The sequence below is a fragment of the Xanthomonas bromi genome (genome assembly GCF_900092025.1).
Taxonomy (GTDB): Bacteria; Pseudomonadota; Gammaproteobacteria; order Xanthomonadales; family Xanthomonadaceae; genus Xanthomonas; species Xanthomonas bromi.
On record NZ_FLTX01000023.1, the window covers coordinates 146,539 to 167,113 of the forward strand.

Here is a 20,575-nt window from a genome sequence, read left to right on the forward strand (position 1 = left end):
TGGCACCCACCCGGCGCGGAGACAGCGCGTTGTGTCGCGACCGATCCGTCAGCCGCGCGGTGGGGCGGGCAAAAAGAAACCGGGAGGCGTGCGCGCTCCCGGTCTGCGGTATATCCCCGCGGCTGCGTGCAGCGGCGGGCGCTTACATCCGGCTGACAGTCGCCACGGCCTGCGCCACGTAGTCCAGGTTGCGCTGGCTCAGTGCGGCCACGCAGATGCGGCCGGTGCCGACGGCGTAAATCGCGAACTCGTCGCGCAGGCGGTCCACCTGGGTCCTGGTCAAGCCCGAGTACGAGAACATGCCGGCCTGGCGCTGGATGAACTCGAACTCCGGCGCGCCCAGCGTGGCCAGCTTTTCGACCAGGCCAGCGCGCAGGGCGTGGATGCGCTCGCGCATTTCGGTCAGTTCCTGCTCCCACAGATCGCGCAGTTCCGGGCTGGTCAGCACGCCGGCCACCAGTGCGGCGCCGTGCGTGGACGGGCTGGAATAAATGGTGCGAATGATGCGCTTGACCTGCGACTGCACGGCCTTGGCTTCGGCGGCAGTCGCCGAGACCACCGACAACGCGCCCACGCGCTCGCCATACAGCGAGAACGACTTGGAGTACGAACTGGCAACCACGTAGCTGTCGATGCCTTCGGCAGCCAGCAGGCGCACCGCATAGGCATCGGCCTCGATGCCCTTGTCGAAGCCCTGGTAGGCGATGTCGACGAACGGGAACAGATTGCGCTCCTTCAATAGCCCGGCCACCTGCTTCCACTGCTCCTTGGTCAGGTCCGCGCCGGTGGGGTTGTGGCAGCAGGCGTGCAGCAGCACCACGGTGCCCGGCTCCAACTTGGCCAGATCGGCGAGCATGCCGTCGAAGTTCAGGCCATGGGTCATCGCATCGAAGTAGGTGTAATCCACCACCTCGAAGCCGGCCGCGCCGAACACTGCGCGATGGTTTTCCCAACTGGGGTTGCTGATGGCGATGGTGGCGGTGGGCAGCAGCTTCTTGAGCAGGTCCGCGCCCACGCGCAGCGCACCGCTGCCGCCGACGGTCTGCGAGGTCGCCACGCGGCCCGCCGCCACCAGCGCCGAGTCGGCACCGAACAGCAGCTCCTGGGTGGCCTTGTCGTAGGCAGCCAGACCATCGATGGGCAGATAGCCGCGCGGTTTGGCCTCCTGCGCGAGCTGCTGCTCGATCTTGTGCACAGCGCGCAACAGCGGGATGCGCCCGTTTTCGTCGTAATAGATGCCCACGCCCAGGTTGACCTTGTTGGGGCGGCTGTCGGCGTTGTAGGCCTCGGTCAGGCCCAGGATGGGGTCGCCTGGAACCTGTTCTACGTTTGCAAAGAAGGACACGGCATGACTCGCTGAAGGACGAAAGAGTGGGGGTACTTCCGGATCGTTGGCCGCTGCAGGGCCAAACCAGTTCATCGTAGCAGCCCATGGCGGGCGTAGCATGCTTCGTTCCGTACGCAACGATGCGGCCACAGTACGGATGAGGGACACTAGGCCCATGCCCAGACTCACCCTGTTGGCCGCCGCGTGCGGCCTGTTCGCGACGAGTGCCGCGCCGCTCGTCCTGGCCGCCGATCCGGCGCCGCCCACATCCTCAACGATCCAGCGATTGCCCGCCGTGCAGGTGGACGCCGCGCGCGTGCGTAGGGTGGACGACTTCGATCTGCCGGCCTCGTTCACCGTGGTGGCGGCCGACGACGACAACCGCCGCGGTGCGCAGGTCTCCGAATTGCTGGACGGCATTCCCGGCCTGGTGGCGCGCGACCGCCAGAACTATGCGCAGGACACCCAGCTGTCGATCCGCGGCTTCGGCGCGCGCTCCACCTTCGGCGTGCGCGGCGTGCGGCTGCTGGTCGACGGCATTCCGGCCAGCATGCCCGATGGCCAGGGCCAGCTCTCGCACTTCAACGTGCTGGGCGCCGAGCGGGTGGAAGTGCTGCGCGGGCCGTTCTCTGCGCTGTACGGCACTTCCTCCGGCGGCGTGCTGCAGCTGTGGAGCGCCGACGGCAAGCCGGACGACCCGTGGCGGCTGCGTGCCACCTACGGCAGTAATGCCACCGTCGATGTGGGCGCGCAGTTGCTCGGCCAGCAGGGCGCGGTGCATTACAACCTGGCCGCCAATCATTTCGAAACCGATGGCTTCCGCGAGCATAGCCGCGCCAAGCGCGAGTCGGTCAACGCCACGCTGGGTTTCGACCTGGCGCCCGGCAGGCGGCTGGATCTGGTGCTCAATTATCTCGACGCGCCCGATGCACAAGACCCGCTCGGCCTGACCCGGGACCAGTTCAACGCCGACCCGGCGCAAGCCACGTCCGTGGCCACGCAGTTCAATACCCGCAAGTCGGTGCGCCAATCGCAGGCCGGCGCCATCTTTACTCAGCAATTCGACGATCAGACGCTGCGTTTGATGGCCTACGGCGGCCAGCGCAGCGTGGAGCAGTTCCTGTCGGTGCCGGTCGTGGTGCAGCGCAACCCGCTGCACGCAGGTGGCGTGATCGATCTGGACAGCAATTACGAAGGCGCCGATGCGCGCTGGGCCTGGCAGGGGCAGGCGCTGGGCCGGCCGTTGCAGTTCACCGTCGGCGCAAATGTCGATCGCCAGCGCCAGCACCGCACCGGCTACGAAAACTTCGTCGGTGACGCGTTGGGCGTCAAGGGCGCACTGCGCCGCAACCAGCGCGACCAGGTCGAGAACGTAGACCAGTTCGCGCAGCTGTGGTGGCAGTGGAACGATCGCTGGTCGGCGCTGCTGGGTATGCGCCATAGCGACGTGCGTTTCGCGTCGGACGACCACTACATCGTGGGCCGCAATCCCGACGACAGCGGCCAGCGCGATTATTCGGCGACCACGCCGGTGGCCGGTATCGTGTTCCGTGCCGGCGAGGATCTGCGGTTTTACGCCTCGGTCGGACGCGGCTTCGAAACGCCCACCTTCAACGAGCTGGGGTATCGCAACGATGGCGGCGCGGGCCTGGCGCTGGACCTGGGCGCGGCGACAAGCCGCAGCTATGAGATCGGCAGCAAATGGCGCGCGCAAAGCGGTGCGGCGGTGGAGGTTGCAGTATTCCGCGCCGACACCGACGACGAACTGGCGGTGGCCAGCAACACCAATGGGCGCAGCACCTACCGCAATATCGGCGCGACGCGGCGCCAGGGCGCAGAGCTCAGCTGGCAGCAACCGATCGGCGCGACGCAGCAGTTGCAGCTGGCCTATACCTTTGTCGACGCCACCGTGCCCGATGGCTACCTCACCTGTGCCAGCAGCGGCTGCGCCACGCCCACCGCACTGGTGGCCAGCGGTGCGCGCCTGCCGGGCGTGCCGCGTCAGCAGTTGTTCGCGCGTTGGCAGTGGCAGCCGATGCAGTGGCAGTTCGCCGCCGAAACGGTGGCCTCCGGCGCCACGGTGGTCAACGACCTGGCGACCGAGCGTGCGCCGGGCTATGCATTGGTCAACCTGGAAGCCTCCCGGCGCTGGACCACCACGATGGGCACACTGCGCACCTTCGCACGCATCGACAATGTGTTGGACCGCCAGTACGTGGGCTCGGTCATCGTCAACGATGGCAACGGGCGCTATTACGAGCCGGGGCCTGATCGGGGCTATACGGTCGGACTGCAATGGGAGTTCGCGCACTGAGCCCAGCCTGCCTGCGACGCGCAACCGCCCTCGCCTGGCCGGCTACCGTTTTTGATACGGTATTTCGCTCCGGGCCGCTGGCCAGGCAGGGGCACGGCTAAGATCCCGGCGGGACTATTCGGAAGCATCTGCCATGCGAACGACTTCGACGTCCTTGCCAAGTCTGCCGCCCGTACAGTCGCCCGGCGCCGACGCCAGCGCGCCTGTCTGCGTTGCCGTCTCCACCTGCCGTGAGCGCGACCGCGCGGCGGTATTCGCCGGCCTCGGCGCTGCGCCCGCCAGGCGCGTGCGCACGGTGCCACGTCCGGTCGCGGCAGGCGCGATACCTTCATCTAGCGCGCGCCTGCTGCAGATCCATGCGCAAACCTCCGATCTCGCCGCTGCGATTGCTCAGGTATATGGCGCATTGGCGCAGTCGCCTGGGCAGGATCCGCAATGGGAGATGCACTGCCGCGTGGTGCTCGAATGCATGCGCGCCTGCGCCGGCGAAGCGTATACGGCGGATCTGGCGGCGGTAGCCGATATCGGTGGGCTCCATCTCGATGCGCCGATGTCCACGCCGCGGTTGAAACTGTGGGAGGGCGCGACGGACGATGCGATCGTCGTGGTGCTGGGCTTTTCCGGCACGCGCCTGGATGCAAACGATCTGTTATGCAATATGAAGAGCCAAATCGCCCAGCCGCACGTCAACATGTTGGACGTGCGCTTGCCGACGCTGGGCAATGTGGGAGCCGGCTGGCAGGAATGGTGGCAGTCCGAAGCGCAGCTGCCGCGCACCGACGGAGCCGTCATGAAGGACGTGCTGACACGCTATGCGGACCGCGCGCGGGACAGCGGCAAGGCGCTGTCGATCTCATTGACGGGGCATAGCCTGGGCGCGGCCGCGTGCACGGTCGCCGGCTTCGATATCGCCCACTTCCTGCGTGCGGACGGGGTCAGCGGCGATGTCAGCGTGTATGCCTTCAACCCGCCACGCCTGGGGCAAGCGGGCATCGAGAGGCTCTATGTGGATACCTTGCAATCGGAGCACAGCGCATTGCGGTTCACGCTGCGCCAGTTCGCCCGTGCGCTGGATCCGATCCAGTCCACGCCCTTGTTCATGCATCACCCGCACTGGGACCACGACAGCGATGCCGATGCCGATGCCGAGCGTGCGGGCAGCGCCAGCGGCGATCGCTTCGCGCAGTTCGTCACCTCTATCGACCAACCGGCGAGCAGGATCAATCTGGCGGACAACCACGAATTGACGCTGTGGCGCCCCTATTTCTTGTCCACGATCCAACAGGCCGAGTTGCAGCGCATCTTCGCTCCCATGCAGGCGTAGCCAGCGATATTTGCAGGCTCGCGTCTTTCCCGCAGGGACCTGTTCGCTCCGTTCCTGCCGCGTCGTAAGTCGCCGATCGAGACCGGGCCGCAGTGACGCTGTGACGTGCGTAGCCGCTGCGTCGCGCAACGTGCCTGATTTTGCTTGGCCGGTGACCGTAGCGAAGAAATGCGTCGCGATGGGCACGCTTCCCACGTCGTGCGTCTGCCAGCGCTGAGCGGTCGGCGTGGGGACGCTCAGCGGATGCCGAGACCGAGCTACGGTACAACGTGCTGCGGCTGACGCCGTCGCGCGCGGCGCGGGCGACGTTGCCGCCGCAGGCCTCCAGCGCCTGGCGCATCGCCGCCAGGGCGAGGCTGTCCAGGGCGGTCCTCCAAGCGCAGCGCTTGCAGTTCGCCGTGCGATCCGCCCTGCCCTGCTCTGGTGTCGCGTCGCTTCGGTCGTGGCCACGCCGCTTGCCGCGCCGGGCAGATACGCCGGCAGCGCATCGGCATCCACCACGGCACCGGCGTCGCTCAGCGTGTGCGGGCAGGCCAAGTACGCTGTCGTCGGCCTGGCGCAGCCGCTGGACGGATCCGCTGCGGCGCACGGGCATGACGTGACGCAACAGCGAAAATCTGCCATCGCTCTTGCGGTGACCGCTGACCTGGGTGGGCGCTTCCCTTCCTCTTCCACCGCCGCAGGCGACACGGATGAACGCCGTCACCGCCGCCAAGACGCATGCCACCGCTCCGTAGTTCATCTTCAAGTCGGGCGACGGCAATTTCATCGGCGGGCAATGGGTAAAACCCAAGGGTGGCCGCTACTTCGACAACAGCACGCCGATCACCGGCAAGGTGTTCACCTCGGTGGCGCGCTCCGACGCGCAGGACCTCGGCCACCGAGCGCAGCAGCGCGCTGCTGAAGATCGCCGACCGCAACGAGCAGAACCTTGAGCTACTCGCCTATGCCGAAGCCTGGGACAACGGCAAGCCTGTGCGCGAAACGCTCAATGCCGATGTGCCGATGTGCCGCTGTGCGTAGACCACTTCCGCTATTTTGCCGGTGCCATCCGCGCGCAGGAAGGCGGCATTTCCGAGATCGACAGCGACACCGTCGCCTATCACTTCCACGAGCCCTTGGGCGTGGTGGGGCAAATCATTCCATGGCATTTTCCGCTGTTGATGGCGTGCTCGAAACTGGCGCCCGCATTGGCCGCCGGCAACCGCGTGGTAATGAAACCGGCCGAATAGACGCCGGCTTCCATCCTGGTGTTGATGGAGCTCATCGGCGGTCTGCTACCGCCCGGCGTGCTCAATGTGGTCACGGTTTTGGTCTGGACGCCGGCAAACCACTGGCCAGCAACCCGCGCATCGCCAAGATCACCTTCATCGGCGAAACCACTACCAGCCGGTTGATCATGCGGTACGCCAGCCAGAACCTGATTCCGGTGACGCTGGAGCTGGGTGGTAAATCGCCGCACGTCTTCTTTGCCGATGTCATGGCCGAAGACGACGATTTTCTCGACAAGGCGGTGCAAGGCTTTGTGCTGTTCGCCTTCAATCAGGGCGAGGTGTGCACCTGCCCGTCGCGCGCGCTGATCCAGCAATCGATCTACGACAAGTTCATGGAAAAGGCGCTCAAGCGCGTGACGGGGCTCAAGCAGGGCAATGCGCTCGACCCCAACACCATGGTCGGTGCGCAGGCGTCCAGCGAGCAGTTGGAAGAAATCTTGTCGTATCTCGATATCGGCAAGCAGGAAGGCGCCGAAGTGTTGATCGGAAATGAGCGCAATACGCTCGAAGGCGAACTGGCGGAAGGCTTTTACGTCAAGCCCACGGTGTTCAAGGGCCACAACAAGATGCGTGTGTTGCAGGCGGAGATCTTTGGCCCGGTGGGGTCGGTGACCACGTTCAAGGACGAAGCCGACGCGCCGGCGATTGCCAACGACACGCTGTAAGGCCTGGGTGCCGGCGTCTGGAGTCGCGACGCATCGCGCCTGTATCGGATGGGCCGTGCCATCCAGGCCGGGCGCGTGTGGACCGATTGCTCTCACGCCTACCCGGCACATGCGGCGTTCGGCGGCTACAAGCAGTCGGGCATCGGGCGCGAGAACCACAAGATGATGCTCGACCATTACCAGCAGACCAAGAACCTGCTGGTGAGCTATTCGCCGAAGGCGCTCGGGTTTTTCTGAGACATCTGCGCGGTCGATCGAGGGGTTGGCGTGCGTAGTCGTACGCAGGCTAGCCCGCCTCGATCACCTCGACCATCGAGGTGCGCACGCGTGCGCTCTGCGCGCGCCTGCACGCCGGTACACACGGCAAGCGTATCGTGCTCGACATGGCAGCCGGAGGTGGCCGCGGGAGTCTGCCGACGCAAGACAGCAGCACACGCATTGAATGACCGGCACAGGTCACGGCCACGCCGGCGGCATTGCAGTTGATCGACACGTTGCGTGCGCGGCATGGCGATGTGCTGTTCCACCAATCCGGTGGCTGTTGCGATGGCTCGTCGCCGATGTGTTTTGCGGTCGGCGAATGCATCGTCGGCGACCGCGACGACTTGCTGGGCGAGATTGGCGGCGCGCCGTTCTATATCAGCGCGCCGCAATGCGAGTACTGGAAGCACACCCAGTTGATCATCGATGTGGTGCCGGGTCGCGGCGGCATGTTTTCGCTGGAAAATGGTGAGGGCGTGCGCTTCCTGGCGCGGTCGCGGCTGTTCGACGACGAGCAATTCGCACGGCTGCAGCAAGCTGGCCGCGCGTGAGCGACGCGCCTGGCGCGCTGGCCGGCGGGTGCGTGCACCTGTCGGGCCTCCGATAACACGCACTCAGCGGGAGCTGTCAGCGCGTCGCGTCTCAGTCGTTCGGGGCCGTGGAGGGCGCGGTTCCGGGTGTCCTGGCCGGGATGTGCTCATCTGCGGGAATCAGGCGTTCGGGTGTATCGCCGGCACCACGGTCTTCATGATGTTCGGCATCGCGCTTGCCGTGCTGTTCGCCGGGTTGGGTGGGCTGGTCGCGGAATGGGTCGCGGGACATGGCGTACTCCTGGCAGCAAGATGGAAGAGCAGTTCACCGCGCCCGCGGTGAAGAGCACGCAAATCGCGGATTGCAGGCGCATTTCTCACGCATGGCTCACAGCAGCGGCGTTACTCATGTCAGCCCCCGATGCCGCACCGTGGAGCCGCCCATGCGCCCCCAGGACCGCCGTCCCGACCGTCGCCTGTTCAGCGCCCATGTCGCGCCCGCGCTACCCACGCGCGCGCACCGGACATTGCGCGTGTCGGACACAGCTGGTGTGGCGCAGGACTTCCGCTGCTACAGCCTGGCCGACGACCAGCAGCGCCGTCGGCGTGGCGGCCCCACCAGGCGCGATGTGTCGCCGGCCGATGCGTTTGCGCGTATCACCCACGCCGCCGATTGGCCGCGGGGCGCCGATGTCTATTGCGCGCAAGAACTGGCCGCGCAATGGGAAAGCATGCGTGGCGCATCGCGACTGGATTGGCCGCATGTGCGCGACATTGTCGAGGACGCCTGGCTGGCGTTGGACCACATTCCCGAAGCCGCGATCCATGGAGCAGCGCACTGATGGCACGACCGATCTGGACCGGAACCCTTTCTTTCGGCTTGCTCAACGTGCCGGTGGCCTTGATGTCGGGCGAACGCAAGGTGGATCTGCATTTCCGCATGCTCGATTCGCGTGACAAAAAACCCATCCGTTTCGAACGCGTCAATGCCGACACCGGCGACGAGGTGCCGTGGAAGGAGATCGTCAAGGCGTTCGAATACGACAAGGGCAGCTACGTCATTGTCGAAGAACAGGACATTCGCTCCGCCTCGCCGGAAAGCCATGAAACGGTGGAGGTGGAAACCTTCGTCGATGCGGCCGATATCGACCCGCGCTATTTCGAAAAGCCCTACATCCTGGTGCCTGGCAAGAAGGCTGAAAAAGGCTATGTCTTGTTACGCGAAACCTTGCGCGAGACCGGCAAGGTGGGCATCGCCAAAGTGGTCATCCGCACGCGCGAATATCTGGCGGCGGTGATGCCGCAGGGCGATGCGTTGATCCTGCTGCTGTTGCGCTATCAGCAGGAAGTGGTGGACCCGCAGGACTACAAGCTGCCAGCCGGCGCGGTGGGCGACTACCGCATCACGCCCAAGGAACAGCAGATGGCCAAGCAACTGATCGAGTCGATGTCCGGCACCTGGCAGCCGGAGGATTACCACGACGAATTCCGCGGCAAGCTGGAAAAGATCCTGCGCAAGCGCATCCAGGACAAGGGCGGTACCACCACGGTGGACGTGGAGCCGCCTCAGCACGAAGACGCCACCACCAACGTGGTGGATTTCATGTCGTTGCTGCAGAAGAGCCTGCAGGCCAATACGCGCACGCCGGCCAGGAAGGCCAGCGCGGCCGAAACGGCAACCGCACCTGCGAAAAAGACGGCAACCAAGAAGGCTGCGAAGAAAGCCACCAAGAAAACCGCGAGCAAGGCGACCAAGAAGACCCCCGCCAAGACTGCTGCGCCGAGGCGCAAGGCGGGGTAGGCAATCTCGAAAAAGCGGTCTGTCTGTGATGTGCAGTCCGCGGCTTGATTCGCTATCGCTAAAGGCGGCAAGCAGCACACAGACAGCAGTCATCCGGTCGGCGTGGCCTGCGCTGCGGAGATGGCGGGCACACAGTGTCCATGCAATTTCCGAAGGCGCGCCGTGTCCGCCCGGCGTGGGTGCAGTCGTCGCTAGACGCTCTAGGGCGATATCGCCCCGGCCTGCTCACGCGTCACCCGGCTCAATGCATCGGCGCTGATCTCGGCGATGGAATGCGTGCCGGTCAGCGTCATCGCGACGCGCATTTCCTTTTCAATCAAGGTCAGCAGGTTTTCCACGCCAGCCTGGCCGCCGGCCGCCAACGCGTAGACGAAAGCGCGGCCCAGCAGCACCACATCGGCGCCCAGGGCGAGCATGCGCACCACATCCAGCCCGCTGCGGATGCCCGAGTCGGCCAGGATCTTCAGATCGCCCTTGACCGCATCGGCAATCGCCGGCAAGGCGCGCGCGCTGGACAGCACGCCGTCGAGTTGGCGCCCGCCATGGTTGGAGACCACGATGCCGTCGGCGCCGAAGCGCACTGCATCGCGCGCGTCCTCCGGGTCCAGGATGCCCTTGATCACCATCGGCCCGGTCCAGAAGTCGCGGATCCACTCCAGGTCCTTCCACGCAATGGACGGGTCGAAGTTGGCGCCCAGCCAGCCGATGTAATCCTGCAGGCCGGTGGGGCTACCACGATAGGCCGAGATATTGCCCAGATCGTGCGGCTTGCCGAGCAAGCCCACGTCCCACGCCCAGCGCGGATGCGTCACCGCCTGCAGCATGCGCCGCAGCGAAGCGTTGGGCCCACTCATGCCCGAATGCGCATCGCGGTAACGCGCGCCCGGCGTAGGCATGTCCACGGTGAACACCAGCGTGGTCACGCCCGCTGCCTTGGCGCGTTCCAGCGCATTGCGCATGAAGCCGCGGTCCTTGAGCACGTAGAGCTGGAACCACATCGGCCGGCTGATGGCCGGCGCCACTTCCTCGATCGGGCACACCGACACCGTGGACAGGGTGAACGGAATACCGCGCGCCGCTGCCGCACGCGCGGCCTGCACTTCGCCGCGGCGTGCGTACATACCGGTCAGCCCCACTGGCGCCAACGCCACCGGCATCGCCAGTGTTTCGCCGAACAGCTCGGTGCTCAGGCTCAGATCCGACATGTTGCGCAACACCCGCTGGCGCAGCGCGATATCGGCCAGATCCGAGACATTGCGTCGCAAGGTGTGCTCGGCATACGCGCCGCCATCGATGTAATGGAACAGGAACGGCGGCAACCGTGCTTGGGCAGCGGCGCGGTAGTCGGAAGCGGCGGAAATGATCATCGAAGACGTGACGGCGGCGGCGGGTGAGTCGCCGAGTGTAAGGCGATCGGTGTAGCGCGGGGGCAGTGGCGGTGCTTTGGTTGGCGTGACACGACGTCGCTTTTGGCATGCATCGGGCGCCGCCGCGCGTGCTGCCTTGGTGGGTTCGCTAAGCCCATCAGGCACGCAGCGGCGCTGTGTCGCATAGCTGCTCTACACGACAGAAAACGATTGATGACTGCTTGCGCAAGCGCGATTCCCGAGAGCAATTGCCAGTGGCAAGCCAGAAACACCTGCGTATCGTGCGAGTGTTTGGCCTCAACGACTGACAGAGCCTGCAGCTGGCCTGCGTTGCGAAGCTCGCAGCAGCAATCGCTGCCGGCCGTTTCGCAGCGCCCCGTCGCGCCGCTCCAGGCCGAACGGGAGGTCATGCTTGAGAGGGTCGAACAGGGGCGCCGGGAGGTCGGCCACAAGGCGGATGGCAAAAAAACGGCCACGTTGTTAGTCAGCGTGGTGATGGCCCTGTCGTTCGCAACCCATCATGCGTCGCCCGCCGGACGGCGCTGTCGCCTGCCGTGGACGCAACCGCGGCCAGCTCATCGGCCGCGCTACGCAGCCGCCACAAAGTGACCATGAAACCCCAGCGGAATGGAGTAAGGCAGCCATGCCTGCGCAATCGGCCCGGCATCGATGTGCTGGGCGTCCAGTACCATCAACCCGGTGCGTGCGCGCCGGGTATCGAGCACCGTTCCCACCAGCCAGCCCTGGTCAGGGTGCGTGCTGCCGGGCTTGGGTACGAACACATGTTCTTCGGCCAGCACGTGCGCGCCGTAGCGATGCACCTGGCGGCGGTCGCGTTCCAGGTCGTAGCTGGCCACGGCGTTGAGAAAAGGCGATTGGTTGGGGCCATCGATGCACGGCGCGTACAGGCGTGCACCCTGCGTGCGTGGGGTGCGCTCGTCGAATAGCGGCAGTTCCAGGTTGTCCACCGGATGTACCTGCCAGTGCGCACCGCCACTGGCCAGGTTCAGGTGCAGGCTGCGTAGCTGCACCGATGACGGTGCGGCGTGCGGGTCGCCGTGCATGGCCGCACGCATCGGCGAGCGTGCTTCGTCCGGATCGGCATACACGATGGCGCGCACCACGATGCGGTCGCGCTGCGCATACGCGTCGGCAACGTGGTAGGCCACCGCAAAGTCGGCCTCGAACCAGCGTGGCTGGTCCAGCGCATCCTTGGGCACCACCGCAATCCGGCATGGCGCTTCGGGCGTAAAGCGCAGTTGCTCGAAGAATGCGCCGTCGCCGTCCAGCCGCCGATACGGCGCCATGACCAGGATCAGATGGCGATCGGTCATCGCAAAGCTGTGCATGTAGGCAGGCGCGGAGGTGTGCAGCAGCTGCACGTTGCGCAGCGTCGCATCCACGCCCAGATGCCAGAGCACCACGCCGGTGGAGCCCACGACGTTGATGGAGCCGAAATTCCAGACGCTACCGTCGCGGTCGATCAGAGGGTGCGCGGAAAACGGCATCGCGGCCAGGTCATCGCGCCAGGTGACCGGGCCGATGGTGTCCAGCGCATCGGGGTCCAGTTCGACGGCCGAGCCGGCTTCCCAGAGCGCGAACAGGCGGCCATTGAGCATCGTCACCGAGGTGTTGGCGGTGTTGACGTCGTCGTTGTTGCGCGCCGCCTGCATGTCCGGCACCGAGGTGCCGGCGGCGCGATACAGAAAACGCCCAGCCTGCTGCTCCTGGGTGAATTTATGCGTGGCCACCATGCGCCCGAGATGCCGCACCTGGGTGCCGCCCAGTTGCCAGCGATGCACCATGCCGTCGCCATCGAACCAGTGTTGGTAACGGAACCCGGCGCGCTCGGTCCAGGCCGGGCCGTTGCGATACAGGCTGCCAACAAGACCTGCGGGGAGCTTGCCCTGCAGCGTTGCGGTGCTCGGTCCGAGGGTCGGGCTGGTCACGCTGCGCCAGCCCAGCAGCCAGGGCGTGCGCTGCAGCTGCGCATGAAACGATGCCGCTTCTGCGGCCTGCGCAGGCAGGCTGCGCAACGCCCAGCCGCCAAGCGCGGCGCTGCCGGTCGCGGCCAAAAGCGATTGCAGGAAGCGGCGGCGGTGCATGGCGTTGCTCCTTTGCGTGTTGGCGTCAGCGCATCTGCACGTTGATGTGCTTCCCGTTTGCAGGCAGGTCGAAGACGATCTCATCGAACACGGGCTTGCGCATGCCGGTGGGGTTGTTGCTGAAACCATAACCTTCCACCGGCATCCCGATCAGGTTGGTGTCCAGCTTGCCGTTGGCGTTTTCGTCGTGATTGACCATCACCGCGTAACGCCCTGGCGGAAGATTCTTGAACTGGATATGCGGCGTGTTGCTGGCGATCGGCAGCGTTTGCGCCTGCACTGGCGGCTGTGCGCTATCCAACTGCGCTGCCGAGGCGATCACCGCGATACGCAGCTTGCCTTGTTGCGAGCGCAAGCCGCTGACGCCCACGTCCAGATCGGCGGCGTGTAGGCTGGCGCTGCCGAGCAGGCCTGCGAGTGCGACAACGACATAGGTACGGGCAAGCATGCAATTTTCCTGGCAATGGTGGGCAAGCCACGCGCTGGGCCCGATAGTACGCCGCGCGCGCATCCGGCTGCGGTGGCGGCCGTCGCAGAACGGCCCGCGCACAGCTGAACCAGCGCGCAGCAGTACGCCTGGTTGCACGTGGTGCGTGCCGAGCCTGTGTGCAAGCAAGCGAAGCACCTGACACGCATGCACTGCGCCGCTGCTGTCTCCGCCATCACCACACCAGCGGCAACAGGTACCGGCTCTGCTTCGCATACGCCGGGTAAGCCACCGGGAAGGTACGCTGCAACGCGGCCTCTTCGATGCGAATGCGGTGCAGGAAGGCCCAGGTCACCGGCACCACGATCGCCATCACCGACAACGTATTGCCCATGCTCAGGTCAGCTCGTAAAAGGTCAGCAGCGCGCCGGTGCACGACGGATGGCGCAGCCAGCGATACGGGCCGCGACGCACCAACGGGTGATCGGGCTGGATGGCCACATCCACCGTAAACCAGCGCGCCAGCACCTGCATGGCCCACACGCGCAACGCCAGGCCGCTGCTGATCGGCGCAGCCGGCCCACTGCAGCGACGCCGCCCAACCCTGCAGCCAGTGCGCCGGGCCGCTGTAGGCCAGCGCCACCGCAACGGCCAACGCCGCAGACAACAACGCGCGCCACAGGCGTTTAGCGCGGCCTGCGCATCGGAAGGCAATGCGCGAAACGTCCAGTCTGCATGATGCGCCAGCGCGCCCTCCAGCCCACCCGGGGCGCGATACGCCGCAAATGTCAGCACGCCGTCGTCGCGGCGTTGCGCATGCAGGGCATGCAGCAGATGTTGCAGCAACGGCAAGGCATCGCGCAGGACGTCGTTCAGGCGGCCGGCGCCGCTGCGGTCTTCTTCGAAGCGCAGCCCGGCCATCGCCGCCGGCACGCGGATGATCTGGCCGATCTCGCCATCGCGTGGCGGCAGCAGATCCACATGTCCATCGCCGCGTTTGAGCTCGACGATATCCGGCAATGCATCGATCAGGCGCGGATAAAAATCGCTGCGGATCAGCATCAGCACGGCCACGTGCGCACTGGCGCACAGCGCCTGCAACGCTGCGGCCAGCGCAGCCCGGTCGGCGGCGCTGATGCCGGGCGTGGCCACCATCGCTTCGGTATGGTCGATGACCAGCAGCAGATGGCGTTGGGTCTGCGTGCTATCGCGCGCTGGGCGCGTTGGCGCATGGCCTCGTCGATGGCGGCATGCAGCAGGGCAGGCTGCTGCAGCCATTCGGTGAGGCGTGCCATCTGCGCCGGCGAAAACACTGCGCGTTCGCCCGGTGCCCATTCGCCCAGTGCGCGTGCGAGCGTGTCCAGTACGTCGCCGCCGCGGCACTGCGCCAGGTTGCAGTACGCCACCGCGATGGCTTCCAGGCCGTCCAGTCCACTGGGCTGGCACAGCAACGGCACCACGCCGGCGCGCAGCAGCGAGGTCTTGCCGCAGCCGCTGGCGCCGCTCACCAGTACCAGCCCGCGCTGGCTGTGCAACTGCGCGCGCAACGCGCCCACGACCTGCGCAATCGCATGGCTGCGGCCGAAGAACACGTCCGCATGCGCCGGGTCGAATGCCTGCAGCCCCAAGTACGGGTTGCCGTGCCCCCACGCCTGCGTGCCGATCACCGCGCCGCGGTAATCGTCCGGAAACACCACCTTGGGTAGCAGCCGGTAGCCACGCTTGCGGATGGTTTCGATAAAGCGCGGTTGACGGCTGTCGTCGCCGAGCTTGCGGCGCAGCTGGGCGATGGTCTTGTGCACCGGGTTATCGCCATAGAAGCTGCCGTGCCACACCTCGATCAACAACTGCTCGGCGCTGACGACCTCGCCGGCGCGCTCGGCCAGCGCGATCGGCACTTCCATCATGTGCGGTTCCAGCGTGATGGTCTGGCCGTCGTCGATCAGCGTCAGCCGCTCCGGCCCGACCAGCAATGGCCCAAGGCGGAACCGCGGAACGGAGCCCAGCTGCGTGACGCGCTCGCTTCGAAGCGACATCGCTCGGATACCGGCCGCACAACTGGAGGGGGCCTCGACAATCGCCAACAGGCGCGACCAGGCACGGCACGGCAGGGCCGAAAAATAGCACAGCTCGCTGCCGCGTAAGGCGATTGTGGTCGCTGTTCGTCACGGTGCCGCAAGGTGTGCTCGGCATGCGCGCCGCCATCGATGTAATGGAACAGGAAGGGCGGCACGCGTGCTTCGGCGGCGGCGCGGGAGTCGGAAGCGGCGGAAATGATCATCGGAAACGGACGGCGGCGGTCGCCCTTGAGTGCAAGACGGGTGGCCAACGGGTGCCGCGATGGTCGTTCAACGGCCACAGCGAATGTTCGGCGCCGCGCCACAGTCTGCTGCGGCGTGCGCCATGCGCCTGATACCCAAGTCTCATCGCGCTGATCGTTGCCGCATCTGCAAGGTCACGATGCTGAACGTTTCTTCGTCAAGCCGACACGCGTTTCGGTCGAGGCATCATGCTTTCGCTGCTCGCCGGGACATGGATTCGAAATCGTATTTTGATATGCGCCCCATGATTTGAATGAGGAGAAAAAAGTGCGTCGAATTGGACGATTGTTTGGATCCAGCAGTTCTTCTTCAAGTTCTCGCGCGGCCGAAAACGACCAGCGCAGAGATAGAGATGCTGACAGGTCACGGCGCGGCTCAGACGTCAATCCGCGCTTTGCGGGATTGTCCAGCCGCCCCACGTCGCCTGCCAGCCGCCCCGCGTCGCCTCCGCGGGCGCTATCCAACCAAGAGCATATGGGAAATCGTGATATTCAGAATCAGATACTCCCAAATCTGATTAATGTCAGAAACCAATGTGCGAATAATCCCGCACTCGAGCGCACGTATCGGAGAGCCGCCAAAGGCGTGCAGCATGCGCAAGATCGACTTGCAGGTAATACCAGGACTAGATCCAGGGATGAGTTGGCTGAGATGCTAGAGAAATGCAGGAGAGAACTCGAACATTTCACTAGCACGCAGTATCAGGCTGTCCGAGCGTCAGCATCAGAATCCTATGCGCCAGGGGAGAGCACCCTGCCTGGATCCCATGCGCACATCCCTCGCGAGGTGATGAACCTGGCGATGGGTATGTTGTTCAATTATGAGACGATGGTAAATCCGGTACGAATGAATGAATGGCAGAGGACGAAGGTGGGAAATCTACTTAAAGATATTGCCAATAACGAACCGGTGAGTCATGCAGCGGTCTATAATGCCTATCAGGTTAGGGATAATCCCCGTGCATTGATCGAAACACTTGTTGCGCACGTGTCGCGCTAATGGCCTGCCACTCATCCACCGAGTCCCTGCAAGCGTGGATGGCACCGCAAGACGCCGCAGCCGACAATGCGCTGCGGCCTGCTGGCTGAGTCAGCAATGGCATGTGCCGGGTCTGGGGCCTCACGCCGGTGGATGGCGGCTAACGGGGCGCCGTGCATGGCGCTGTGCGGCAGGGGGACACCTGCCGCACTGTGGGGAGCGCTGTTGTGGACGGCTCCCATGCGCGTCTGCCACGACTGCGGCACGCCTGTTGTCCGCCAGCACCAGGGTCTCCCCAATGCCGCGCCCAGGCACTAAGATGCCGCCAGCATCTTGCTGACCAGGAGTCCACGTTGATCATCCATCCCAAAGTGCGCGGCTTCATCTGCACCACCACGCATCCGCTTGGTTGCGAGCGCAATGTGCTCGAGCAAATTTCCGCAACGCGTGCGCGCGGCGTCCGCACTGACGGCCCCAAGAAAGTACTGGTGATCGGCGCGTCCAGCGGCTATGGCCTGGCCTCGCGCATCACCGCCGCCTTCGGGTTCGGCGCGGATACGCTGGGCGTGTTCTTCGAAAAGCCCGGCACCGCGACCAAGGCCGGCACCGCCGGCTGGTACAACTCGGCCGCGTTCGACACCCAGGCCAAGGCCGCCGGGCTGTATAGCAAGTCGATCAATGGCGACGCGTTTTCCGATGCCGCGCGTGCGAAGGTGATCGAACTGATCAAGACCGAAATGGGCGGCCAGGTCGACCTGGTGGTGTATTCGCTGGCCTCGCCGGTGCGCAAGCTGCCGGGCAGCGGCGAAGTGAAGCGCTCGGCGCTCAAGCCGATCGGGCAGACCTACACCGCCACCGCCATCGACACCAACAAGGACACCATCATCCAGGCCTCGATCGAGCCGGCCAGCGCGCAGGAGATCGAAGACACCATCACCGTGATGGGCGGGCAGGATTGGGAGCTGTGGATCGACGCGCTGGAAGGCGCCGGTGTGCTCGCCGATGGCGCGCGCAGCGTGGCCTTCAGCTATATCGGCACCGAGATCACCTGGCCGATCTACTGGCATGGCGCACTCGGCAAGGCCAAGGTGGATCTGGACCACACCGCGCAGCGCTTGAACGCGCGCCTGGCCAAGCTTGGTGGCGGTGCCAATGTGGCGGTGCTCAAGTCGGTGGTCACCCAGGCCAGCGCCGCCATTCCGGTGATGCCGCTGTACATCTCCATGGTCTACAAGATCATGAAAGAGAAGGGCCTGCACGAAGGCACCATCGAGCAGCTGGATCGCCTGTTCCGCGAGCGCCTGTACCGCGAAGACGGCCAGCCGGCGCAGGTGGACGACGAAAACCGTCTGCGCCTGGACGATTGGGAACTGCGCGACGACGTGCAGGATGCCTGCAAGGCGCTATGGCCGCAGGTCACCACCGAGAATCTGTTCGCCCTTACCGACTACGCCGGCTACAAGCACGAATTCCTCAAGCTGTTCGGCTTCGAGCGCACCGATGTGGATTACGACGCCGATGCGGCCACGGACGTCAGCTTCGATTGCATCGAGTTGGCGTAAATCGGGAATCGGGAATGGGAAATCGCAAGAGCGGCTGCTCTGCGCTTTGAGTTCCCGACCCGATGCGTTTGAGAACGGCCGGCGGATGATGCCGGCCGTTTTTCATTGGGGGCGGCGGGTGGTGATGTTGCTTGGCTCTGCGGCGCGACGCGCTATCGACGTGCGTTGATAGCGCACGCTGCAGTGGTGGTGCGCCGTGGTTCCCGGTGAATGAGGGGGGCTAACAAAACTGTCGCGAGTAGTCGCCAGGTGGGGATGGACGGCGCATTCATGGCGGTATTGCACATGTAGTCCATGCTTGCACCGAGCACCTGTCTGGCGGCTGCGCAGTAGATGTGTTGGTCGCTCTTGTTCGATGAGCGGGGTAATGCCTTTATTGCCACTGTGGTGAATTGCGCAGCGGCGGGCGGGCGCGCCCTCACCCGTCCTTCGGGCACCCTCTCCAGAGGGGAGAAGGGGGCTGTTTGCGTGTTGTTCGCTGCCCCACTACACGCGCCGCTACTTCAGCGACACTGGCGCCACTCCCGAGCGGCACCTCACCGATCCCGGCACCCAATGGACACACTGATCGCCCATCTCGTCCTGGCCTTTCTCGTCAGCACTGTCTGCGCCGTGCTGATGCGCTTTATCCGCGTGCATGGGCACTGAAGGCCATCGCCAATCTTGCGATCACCACCGCGGTCGTGTGCGCTGCGGTGATGCAGGATGGCTCGGCGCCACCCTGGCAGGACGCGCTGCTGATTGCGGTGTTTTTCAGCATCCCTGCCTCGGTTTGCGTGGTCGCGCTGAGCGCGGCGATCAAGTGGATCACCGGACGCCGCCGGACGCGCAGTCCGGTCTGAAGCGGCTGCTCACCCGCGCAATACCGCAGCACTGCCGTGCAACTACCCCGGCCCGGCCCAGTGCCGCAGCGCAATCAAGACGCCACGGCACCCCCACAACCTGAGACGAGCAGTACCCGCACAACAAAAGCCACAAGCAAGCGCAACAACGCAACAAATCGCTCCAGGTGCGCCCACCACCATATAAAAAATCAGAGCACAGAAAACCGCTTTTACGATTCCCCAATCCCGATTCCCGATTCCCGGCTCCTCACCGCTTCACATCAAACCGCGCATCGCCAACGCACGCCTGCACATCGGCCACCGACAGCGGATTGAAATCGCCCGGAATCGAATGCTTCAAACAGCCGGCAGCCAGGCCGAAGCGCGCCGTGTCGTCCAGCGACCAGCCCTCGATCAGGCCATGCAGCACGCCGGCCGCAAACGCGTCGCCGCCGCCAATGCGGTCGATGATGGGGGTGAGTTCTTCGCTGGGTGCACGTGCCACCGCGCCTTCGCGCGGCACCAGCATCGCGCCGAGGCTGTGATGGTCCACGTTATGCGCCACACGTTGCGTGCAGGCCATCAACTGCAGCTGCGGAAACGCCGCGAAGGCTTGCTGTGCGGCCGCTTCCACGCGTGCTTCCAGCGTGTCCTGTGCAAACTCGCCGCCCAGCACCACGCCGATATCGCGGTAATCGGCAAACACCACATCCGCGCATTCAAACAGCTGATGCAGGATGCCGCGCGCATCGCCCTGCCAGCGCTGCCATAACTTGGGCCGGTAATTGCCGTCGAACGACACCTTGACCCCCGCCGCACGCGCGGCGCGTGCCGCTGCCAACGTGGCCTGCGCCACCTCCGCACCCAGCGCCGGGCTGACCCCGGACAAATGCAGCCACTGCACGCCCTCCAGCAGGCGCGGCCAGTCGTACGCATCGGCCGGTGCAAGTGCAAACGCCGAATCGGCGCGGTCGTAGATCACTTCGCTGGGGCGATGGATGGCACCCGTGGTCAAAAAATACAGGCCCATGCGGCCATCCACCCGCCGGACGTGGCGGGTATCGACGTCATGGCGGCGCAGTTCGCCCAGCACCGCCGCACCCAACGGGTTGTCCGCCACCGTGCTGACCACCGCGACCTCATGACCGAAATGCGCCAGCGACACACCAACGTTGGCCTCCGCACCACCGCAGTGCACGTCCAGCCGAGGCTGCTGCAGCAGCAGCTCATGACCAGGCGCCCCCAGGCGCAGCAACAACTCACCAAAACACAGGATACGGGCACGGCTCATTGGGCAATTACCTCGGCTGGGTGATGCGTGACGGAAGGGCGGCAACCACCACGCAGTGTGATGACCATCGGTGTCATTCTAGCTTTCGTGAAATGCAGGCTGCCACAGCCATGATGCGACCTGAAGTGACGGCCAGCCCCCCTTTCTCCGAAGTTTGGTGGCGTTTTCTGCTGCGCTGCAAGATGTTACGGGGCGATTCAGCTG

General features: G+C 65.2%; 12 protein-coding genes and 6 pseudogenes. 9 read left to right on the forward strand and 9 right to left on the reverse strand.

What is annotated here, in order from left to right; all coding sequences use genetic code 11:
* Positions 1 to 142: 142 nt before the first annotated feature.
* Positions 143 to 1,345 (reverse strand): amino acid aminotransferase, encoded by a 1,203-nt coding sequence (locus XBLMG947_RS08330; protein ID WP_065467640.1) that lies wholly within the window; start codon positions 1,343 to 1,345, stop codon positions 143 to 145.
* A gap of 157 nt (positions 1,346 to 1,502) precedes the next feature.
* Between XBLMG947_RS08330 and XBLMG947_RS08335 the strand changes: the two genes are divergently transcribed.
* Positions 1,503 to 3,641: a TonB-dependent receptor family protein gene (locus XBLMG947_RS08335; protein ID WP_065467643.1), complete on the forward strand. Its 2,139-nt coding sequence runs from the start codon at positions 1,503 to 1,505 to the stop codon at positions 3,639 to 3,641.
* A gap of 133 nt (positions 3,642 to 3,774) precedes the next feature.
* A pseudogene (xopAP, locus tag XBLMG947_RS08340) lies at positions 3,775 to 5,061 on the forward strand (XopAP family type III secretion system effector).
* A gap of 199 nt (positions 5,062 to 5,260) precedes the next feature.
* Here the strand turns inward: xopAP and XBLMG947_RS24025 are convergent.
* A pseudogene (locus XBLMG947_RS24025) lies at positions 5,261 to 5,734 on the reverse strand (hypothetical protein); the annotation flags it as partial.
* Here XBLMG947_RS24025 and XBLMG947_RS08345 point away from each other — a divergent pair.
* Both XBLMG947_RS08345 and XBLMG947_RS08350 read left to right on the forward strand, forming a co-directional pair.
* Positions 5,706 to 7,141: pseudogene (locus XBLMG947_RS08345) on the forward strand (aldehyde dehydrogenase family protein). The pseudogenes XBLMG947_RS24025 and XBLMG947_RS08345 overlap by 29 nt on opposite strands.
* 239 nt (positions 7,142 to 7,380) lie before the next feature.
* Positions 7,381 to 7,716 carry a DUF779 domain-containing protein gene (locus XBLMG947_RS08350; protein WP_065467645.1) on the forward strand — a complete coding sequence of 112 codons (336 nt, stop codon included), beginning with the start codon at positions 7,381 to 7,383 and terminating at the stop codon, positions 7,714 to 7,716.
* Between the two features lie 91 nt (positions 7,717 to 7,807).
* On the opposite strand, the gene XBLMG947_RS08355 is transcribed toward XBLMG947_RS08350, so the two are convergent.
* A complete protein-coding gene (locus XBLMG947_RS08355) occupies positions 7,808 to 7,987 on the reverse strand; it encodes a hypothetical protein (protein ID WP_065467647.1) in 180 nt (59 codons plus the stop codon).
* Positions 7,988 to 8,138: 151 nt separating this feature from the next.
* Here XBLMG947_RS08355 and XBLMG947_RS08360 point away from each other — a divergent pair, with 151 nt between their 5' ends.
* Both XBLMG947_RS08360 and ku read left to right on the forward strand, forming a co-directional pair.
* On the forward strand, positions 8,139 to 8,537 hold the full coding sequence (locus tag XBLMG947_RS08360) for a hypothetical protein (protein WP_065467649.1): 399 nt from the start codon (positions 8,139 to 8,141) through the stop codon (positions 8,535 to 8,537).
* Positions 8,537 to 9,496, forward strand: coding sequence for a non-homologous end joining protein Ku (ku, locus tag XBLMG947_RS08365; RefSeq protein ID WP_065467651.1), 960 nt, complete (start codon positions 8,537 to 8,539; stop codon positions 9,494 to 9,496). The genes XBLMG947_RS08360 and ku overlap by 1 nt, the downstream gene beginning before the upstream one ends.
* A 200-nt stretch (positions 9,497 to 9,696) precedes the next feature.
* Here ku and lldD read toward each other — a convergent pair whose 3' ends face one another.
* The 5 genes and pseudogenes from lldD to XBLMG947_RS24130 all read right to left on the reverse strand — a co-directional run.
* Complete coding sequence (lldD, locus tag XBLMG947_RS08370; RefSeq protein ID WP_065467653.1) at positions 9,697 to 10,863, reverse strand: FMN-dependent L-lactate dehydrogenase LldD; 1,167 nt, start codon at positions 10,861 to 10,863, stop codon at positions 9,697 to 9,699.
* A gap of 587 nt (positions 10,864 to 11,450) precedes the next feature.
* Positions 11,451 to 12,968 (reverse strand): carotenoid oxygenase family protein, encoded by a 1,518-nt coding sequence (locus tag XBLMG947_RS08375; RefSeq protein WP_065467655.1) that lies wholly within the window; start codon positions 12,966 to 12,968, stop codon positions 11,451 to 11,453.
* 25 nt (positions 12,969 to 12,993) lie between these two features.
* The gene (locus XBLMG947_RS08380; RefSeq protein ID WP_065467656.1) at positions 12,994 to 13,416 is read right to left on the reverse strand and encodes a DUF2141 domain-containing protein; all 423 of its coding nucleotides are present in this window, start codon (positions 13,414 to 13,416) and stop codon (positions 12,994 to 12,996) included.
* 214 nt (positions 13,417 to 13,630) lie between these two features.
* A pseudogene (locus XBLMG947_RS08385) lies at positions 13,631 to 14,086 on the reverse strand (methyltransferase family protein); the annotation flags it as partial.
* Positions 14,083 to 15,431: pseudogene (locus XBLMG947_RS24130) on the reverse strand (nSTAND1 domain-containing NTPase); the annotation flags it as partial. The pseudogenes XBLMG947_RS08385 and XBLMG947_RS24130, both read right to left, overlap by 4 nt.
* 534 nt (positions 15,432 to 15,965) lie before the next feature.
* On the opposite strand from XBLMG947_RS24130, the gene XBLMG947_RS23355 reads away from it, so the two are divergent.
* The 3 genes and pseudogenes from XBLMG947_RS23355 to XBLMG947_RS08400 all read left to right on the forward strand — a co-directional run bounded on the left by XBLMG947_RS23355 (position 15,966) and on the right by XBLMG947_RS08400 (position 19,098).
* Positions 15,966 to 16,715 (forward strand): hypothetical protein, encoded by a 750-nt coding sequence (locus XBLMG947_RS23355; RefSeq protein ID WP_209437470.1) that lies wholly within the window; start codon positions 15,966 to 15,968, stop codon positions 16,713 to 16,715.
* A gap of 332 nt (positions 16,716 to 17,047) precedes the next feature.
* Positions 17,048 to 18,256 carry an enoyl-ACP reductase FabV gene (gene fabV, locus XBLMG947_RS08395; RefSeq protein WP_065467658.1) on the forward strand — a complete coding sequence of 403 codons (1,209 nt, stop codon included), beginning with the start codon at positions 17,048 to 17,050 and terminating at the stop codon, positions 18,254 to 18,256.
* Positions 18,257 to 18,811: 555 nt separating this feature from the next.
* Positions 18,812 to 19,098, forward strand: a pseudogene (locus XBLMG947_RS08400) (hypothetical protein).
* A gap of 250 nt (positions 19,099 to 19,348) precedes the next feature.
* Here the strand turns inward: XBLMG947_RS08400 and XBLMG947_RS08405 are convergent.
* Positions 19,349 to 20,371: a sugar kinase gene (locus XBLMG947_RS08405; protein WP_065467660.1), complete on the reverse strand. Its 1,023-nt coding sequence runs from the start codon at positions 20,369 to 20,371 to the stop codon at positions 19,349 to 19,351.
* Positions 20,372 to 20,575: the final 204 nt, after the last annotated feature.